5 protein-coding genes are annotated in these 5,051 nt (G+C 52.5%); 3 read left to right on the top strand and 2 right to left on the bottom strand.

Features of this window, described 5'->3' with window-relative positions:
- From AB7U36_RS18205 to AB7U36_RS18195, 3 genes are all read left to right on the top strand, one after another.
- A partial coding sequence (locus tag AB7U36_RS18205) for a hypothetical protein (RefSeq protein ID WP_428161086.1) occupies positions 1-316 on the top strand: 316 nt, incomplete at its 5' end.
- 44 nt (positions 317-360) lie between these two features.
- Positions 361-3,009, top strand: coding sequence for a formylglycine-generating enzyme family protein (locus tag AB7U36_RS18200; protein ID WP_428161087.1), 2,649 nt, complete (start codon positions 361-363; stop codon positions 3,007-3,009).
- A 40-nt stretch (positions 3,010-3,049) separates the two neighbouring features.
- Entirely contained in the window at positions 3,050-3,895 is an 846-nt protein-coding gene (locus tag AB7U36_RS18195) for a formylglycine-generating enzyme family protein (protein WP_428161085.1), read from the top strand.
- A gap of 232 nt (positions 3,896-4,127) precedes the next feature.
- Here the strand turns inward: AB7U36_RS18195 and AB7U36_RS18190 are convergent, their stop codons facing one another.
- Both AB7U36_RS18190 and AB7U36_RS18185 read right to left on the bottom strand, forming a co-directional pair.
- Positions 4,128-4,727 (bottom strand): hypothetical protein, encoded by a 600-nt coding sequence (locus AB7U36_RS18190; RefSeq protein WP_428161084.1) that lies wholly within the window; start codon positions 4,725-4,727, stop codon positions 4,128-4,130.
- Between the two features lie 56 nt (positions 4,728-4,783).
- Positions 4,784-5,051: energy-coupling factor ABC transporter permease (locus AB7U36_RS18185; protein WP_428161083.1), on the bottom strand; the 268-nt coding region annotated here is incomplete at its 5' end.

Below are 5,051 nucleotides of genomic sequence, written 5' to 3'. Positions count from 1 at the left end.
CCTGGTCCTGGACCTGATCCTGGATGACGACAATAAGGATGATTTCATCGAGATCCTCTCCAAAAGGGGCCAAAGTTTGTTTCAGGACAGAATGCCCGGTGATTATGGTGACAAAACTTACGAAAACGTGGCCGATTTGCTGTATGAAAAAAGGATGAGAGCCAAACATGAGGGATTATCGTTTATCCCGGGCCAGGCCGAATACCTGGATCATCTTGAGGCCCTCATCGGCATGAAGCAAACAGCCCCGAGTATTGGTCTGGATGAAGCTATGGAAATGCTTGCCGCCCTGACGTTTATGAAAAGCGGTGCCTGATGGCCGGGGAAAACACGAATGATAGGAATTCTCCATTGGGTTGGATGGGGGAATTGACCACCCTCGTTTCCCTTGTTGAACGCCTGAAAGGGGATAATCTCGCCATTGGCGAGCTTTCGGAACTGCTGGGGGTCGAATATGCTCCCAAACCCAAAAACAGGGACATTGCCGAACCCGCCCGGACAATTATTGACCAGCGTTTGCCCCCGGAACCGGATTCCAGTGCCATACGTCCCACGGATTATCCGCCGGATAAAGCCCACTTCCGGTTCCCCTGTCTTTATGCTCTTGAAGAGAAAAATGTCGAAGATACCGCAACCATGCCGGCAGAATATGCGAGTCTCATCCCTTTTGAGGGCGGGATTGAATTTCCGCCGGTGGCCGACGAGGTCATGCCAGACCCCCTGACCGGCTGGCATCTCCTCTGGCCTTATCTGAAGCGCCTTGGCATTGAATTCAAGCAGACCCGTCAACTGGATACCCAAAAGATAATCCAAAGCGCCGTCAGACAAAAACCCCTTGAAACCATCCCGTGGAAAAAGAAAAGAGCCTGGCCCCTGGATATGGTCCTGGTTCTTGATTTTTCAAAACATTTAAGCCCCTTTTTCAATGACTTCAAAGAGCTGGCCCTCAACATGGGCCAATGGTTTCGCAATCGGCTTCACATTGTGGCCTGCCCCGACCCCAAAACCAATGCCTTTTTGTACCAGGGAGAGAGTCATGAAGGATTCCCCATAATCCGGGAAAATTTGCATCTGATCTATGCCGGAGACCTGGGATTTTTAGATAAGCAGGGCATCAACGCGGGATTCTGGCATGGGTTCGGACGCCGCATGAAACAGAAACACGTCCGGATAGATGCCCTGGTGACGGCCCATCCTTCGGACGGGATACCGGAAATGGCCAACGTGTTTTCCCTGCACTACTGGGATTCCGGTGTGATCCGTCCCGGTGGGGCTTCGGGGAATCGGGGAGCCGGTCCAGGCATGAAAAGCCGGGATCAGACTGAGATGCTTCTGGCGGCCCTGTCCCTGGCTGTTGAACTCACACCGGCCCTGATCCGGAGGGTTAGAAACCGGCTTGGGTTCAGTGTCTCCACCGAAAGTCTGGCCTGCCGTCATTTTGCCCTGGAAGGCCATGTGTTCAGGTTTCAGTGGCGCAATCCAGAGATCCGGGCAAAGTACAGCAAAAAAGCACGGAACTTGAATCTGGATCTTGACCGGATTTGGCCCCTGATTCAAGCCTTTGAATCCCGGATGCCCATGGAACTGCGTATCGAACAGCGGCAGAAGGCGGGAAAGCCCCTTGATAGAGATCAGGCGGATTTTCTAAAAAAACTGATTCTCTTTCAGCGGAACACCAATACCCCGGAAACAGAGAAAAACAGGATTATGGCCTGGGTGGGCCGGGTGGCGGACCGGGCAGGGGAAGAAACCTGGGTGCCTGAACTCAATACCCTGTACGGAATATACAATGAAACTGTCAAACCGCAAAAGGTTCCCGGCGGGGTGGATCTGACACAGGTTCCGGAATGGGTTGTAAAATCCAGGGAAGCAAGGCCGGTCTGTCTGAGTGTGAATCAAAACCGCCTGGAAATTTTTTCTTCCGGAAGGCCGGCAGACCATCCCGGATTGATCCATGAGTTATCCGCCGGTTCCAAAACCCAGGTCACTTTCAGGACAGATGAAACAGCGGTTAAACAGTCCATGCCGCTGGATAAGGCTTTTGAACTGCCGGAAAATACGGCTGAAATTGTGGTGGAAACCGAGAACGGAAGAACAACGGTTGTTATGATGCCCTGTCCGGAGTGGGCCTCGGGCATTGGACGGGACCGGTACGGACTGTTTGCCGAGGTGAAAGTAAAAGGCGTTGGTTTTATGTTGCGTTGGATTCTCCCGGGGGATTTTATGATGGGGTCTACGGAAGATGAACCGGATCGATTGTCATCGGAAGGTCCGTTGCACCGGGTGGTGTTTGAAACAGGCTTCTGGCTGGCGGAAACCGCCTGCACCCAGGAATTGTGGCAGGCCGTTACCGGGAAAAATCCAAGCAAATTTATAGAAGAAGGAGTGGAATACCCGGTGGAAAACATAAACTGGGATGATGCCTGTGAATTTATTGATGAGCTTAACCGCTTGGTTCCCGGTCTTGATATTCGTTTGCCTTCGGAAGCAGAATGGGAGTATGCTTGCCGGGCAGGAACTGACACCCCGTTCTGGTTTGGGCATGAATTGACTTCGGACAAAGCCAACTATGATGGGACCCAACCTTACAATAAAGGCCCTAAAGGGAAGTATCGTAAGAAAACGATGCCGGTGAAATCTTTTGAGCAAAACCCCTGGGGCCTGTACCAGATGCACGGAAATGTCTGGGAGTGGTGTCAAGACCGTTGGCATGATAGTTACGATGGTGCTCCGGATGACGGCAGTGCCTGGGAAGATGGTGAAGATGCGCTTCGTGTCTGTCGCGGCGGTTCCTGGTTCAACAACGGGAGGAACCTGCGTTCCGCTTGCCGCTCCTACTGGCACCTTGTCGGGCGTTACGTCTACGACGGCCTGCGTCTTGCCCGAGGTCCTCTGGGGCCGGAGGCCGGAACCGGCAGGCGCCAGACGGGTCATGGCCCTGGTGCAGCGAGGGACGAGCAAACCGGGACCGTGACCCCGGCCGGCGGTGCAAAAGGAGATTCCCAATGAAGTATAAATTTTTTAACGTACCGATATTACTATCGACCACATGAAAAAAAACCAGCAATCCGAAATATTGTCTATTTTGCCGGATATTTTTCCAGAGAACTGGGCCCACAGCTACGGCCAGGACCACTATGGGATTTGGCAGGGAATTTATGTCAATAGTATTGATGTCCGATTCCGCTGGATACCGCCGGGCGAGTTTATGATGGGATCTCCTGGAGATGAACCTGAACGAAATGATGATGAAGGGCCTTTGCATCGGGTGGTGTTTGAAAAAGGGTTTTGGCTTGCAGATACCGCCTGTACCCAGGAAGTATGGCAGGCCGTTATCGGGAAAAACCCAAGCAGATTTAAAGAAGAAGAACCTGAACACCCGGTGGAAAACGTGAGCTGGGATGATGCCAATGCGTTTATTGACAGGCTCAACAGTTTGGTTTCCGGGCTTGGGGCCCGATTGCCCTCGGAGGCGGAGTGGGAGTATGCCTGCCGGGCAGGAACAGACACCCCGTTCTGGTTTGGACGTGAACTGACCCCGGACAAAGCCAACTATGATGGAACTCGACCTTATAATAAAGGTCCCAAAGGGGAGTACCGTGAAAAAACTGTGCCGGTGAAATTTTATGAGCAAAATCCCTGGGGCCTGTACCAGATGCACGGCAATGTATGGGAGTGGTGTCAAGATCGCTGGCATGACAATTACAACGGTGCCCCGGATGACGGCAGTGCCTGGGAGGATGGTCACACTAATTATCACGTCTGTCGCGGCGGTTCCTGGTTCTCCGACGGGGGGGGCCTGCGTTCCGCTTTCCGCGACCGCAGGCTCCATGCTGTTCTCAACGACGACCGCGGCCTGCGTCTTGCCCGAGGTCCTCAAGACCGGTCAGGCTGAGGCACCGGCCGGAGGCCGGGCAAAGGAGCGAGGGACGAGCGAAAGAAAGGGTCAAATATGCAAGACCTGCCCCCTAAGATCCAGGTGCGCCGGTCCCGCTTTTTGTATGGACTTAATCTGACCTCCCCTGATACAGATGAAACAGCGCGACCTGGAAGCGCGCTCCCGGGATGCCGACACGGAATTGACCTCCTGGAGCCCGCCGGTGCCGGTGAAACTGGCGGCAGCCGTATCACGACTTTTTCTTACGGGAAGAAAAATAGATGGCTACGCCCATCAAGCCGAATATGTATCCGATGCCGCCAACAATTTCATTCATGGTCGGGCCTTTTTGCTCCAGGTCTGCCACCATTCTGGTCAACGGCGTAATTTTTTTATCCAGCGCTTTTGTTACGGCCTTTTCCACGATGGCTTCAAGCTGGACCGGGTCAATGGAGGCTGCCGGGTGTACCGCCTGTCCAGGATCTGTCTTCCCTGCGGGTTCAGGCAAAGGTCTCTGTGCATCCCGGGCTGAGGCGGGTTCATCTATATCTTCAAGGGGAATGGTCCATTCGGCCTTATGTCCCATGCCGGCAATGAGTTCAATGCGCATGGCTGTTTTTGCCGGGATGGGAAATGAAAATTCACCTTTTTGATTGGTCCGGGTGCGCAAAAGTTCTTTTCCGTTCAAATCCCAGACAATAATTTCTGAGTTCCGTACTTTTTTCCCGCCGCTGAATTTGCTTTCTCCCAGAACGGTGTTTCCTTCCACCCAAGCAAATACCGTGACCTTATGTGCCAGGGCAGTGCCCCTTGAAAGAAAGAAAAAAAGGATCAGACAGGAAAATCTCATAAAATATTTTCGATACATTATTTTGTTTACCATTAAAAATAGTCGTAATATGAAGATTATACCTGCTTTTCAACCATTTTTGCTCTATTGTCCAATGCGGCCTGCTGCTGCGCCGCAGGCCATTTGGGCAGGAGTTCGGGTTGCACCTTTTTAAGAAAACCCATACAGAAAATCGTCACAAGGCCCTCTATGAACATCACCGGAACATGGGCTATAACAACGGCCCAGGCCACCTCTAAAAAACTTTCCTGGGTAAACATCAGGGCTGTACCGACAAGCAGGCTGCTGAAAAAAACGCTTAAAAATCCACAGGCAAAGCAGGCG

This window comes from Desulfobacter sp., assembly GCF_050177295.1.
Note: the sequence above shows the minus strand (reverse complement) of the source record. Positions and strands in the feature narration are given on the sequence as shown.

Bases quoted from the DNA above. Each gene is read 5' to 3' on its own strand.
- AB7U36_RS18200 (WP_428161087.1), top strand. From the start codon at position 361: ATGGGGGAATTGACCACCCTCGTTTCCCTTGTTGAACGCCTGAAAGGG.
- AB7U36_RS18195 (WP_428161085.1), top strand. From the start codon at position 3,050: ATGAAAAAAAACCAGCAATCCGAAATATTGTCTATTTTGCCGGATATT.
- AB7U36_RS18190 (WP_428161084.1), bottom strand. From the start codon at position 4,727: ATGAGATTTTCCTGTCTGATCCTTTTTTTCTTTCTTTCAAGGGGCACT.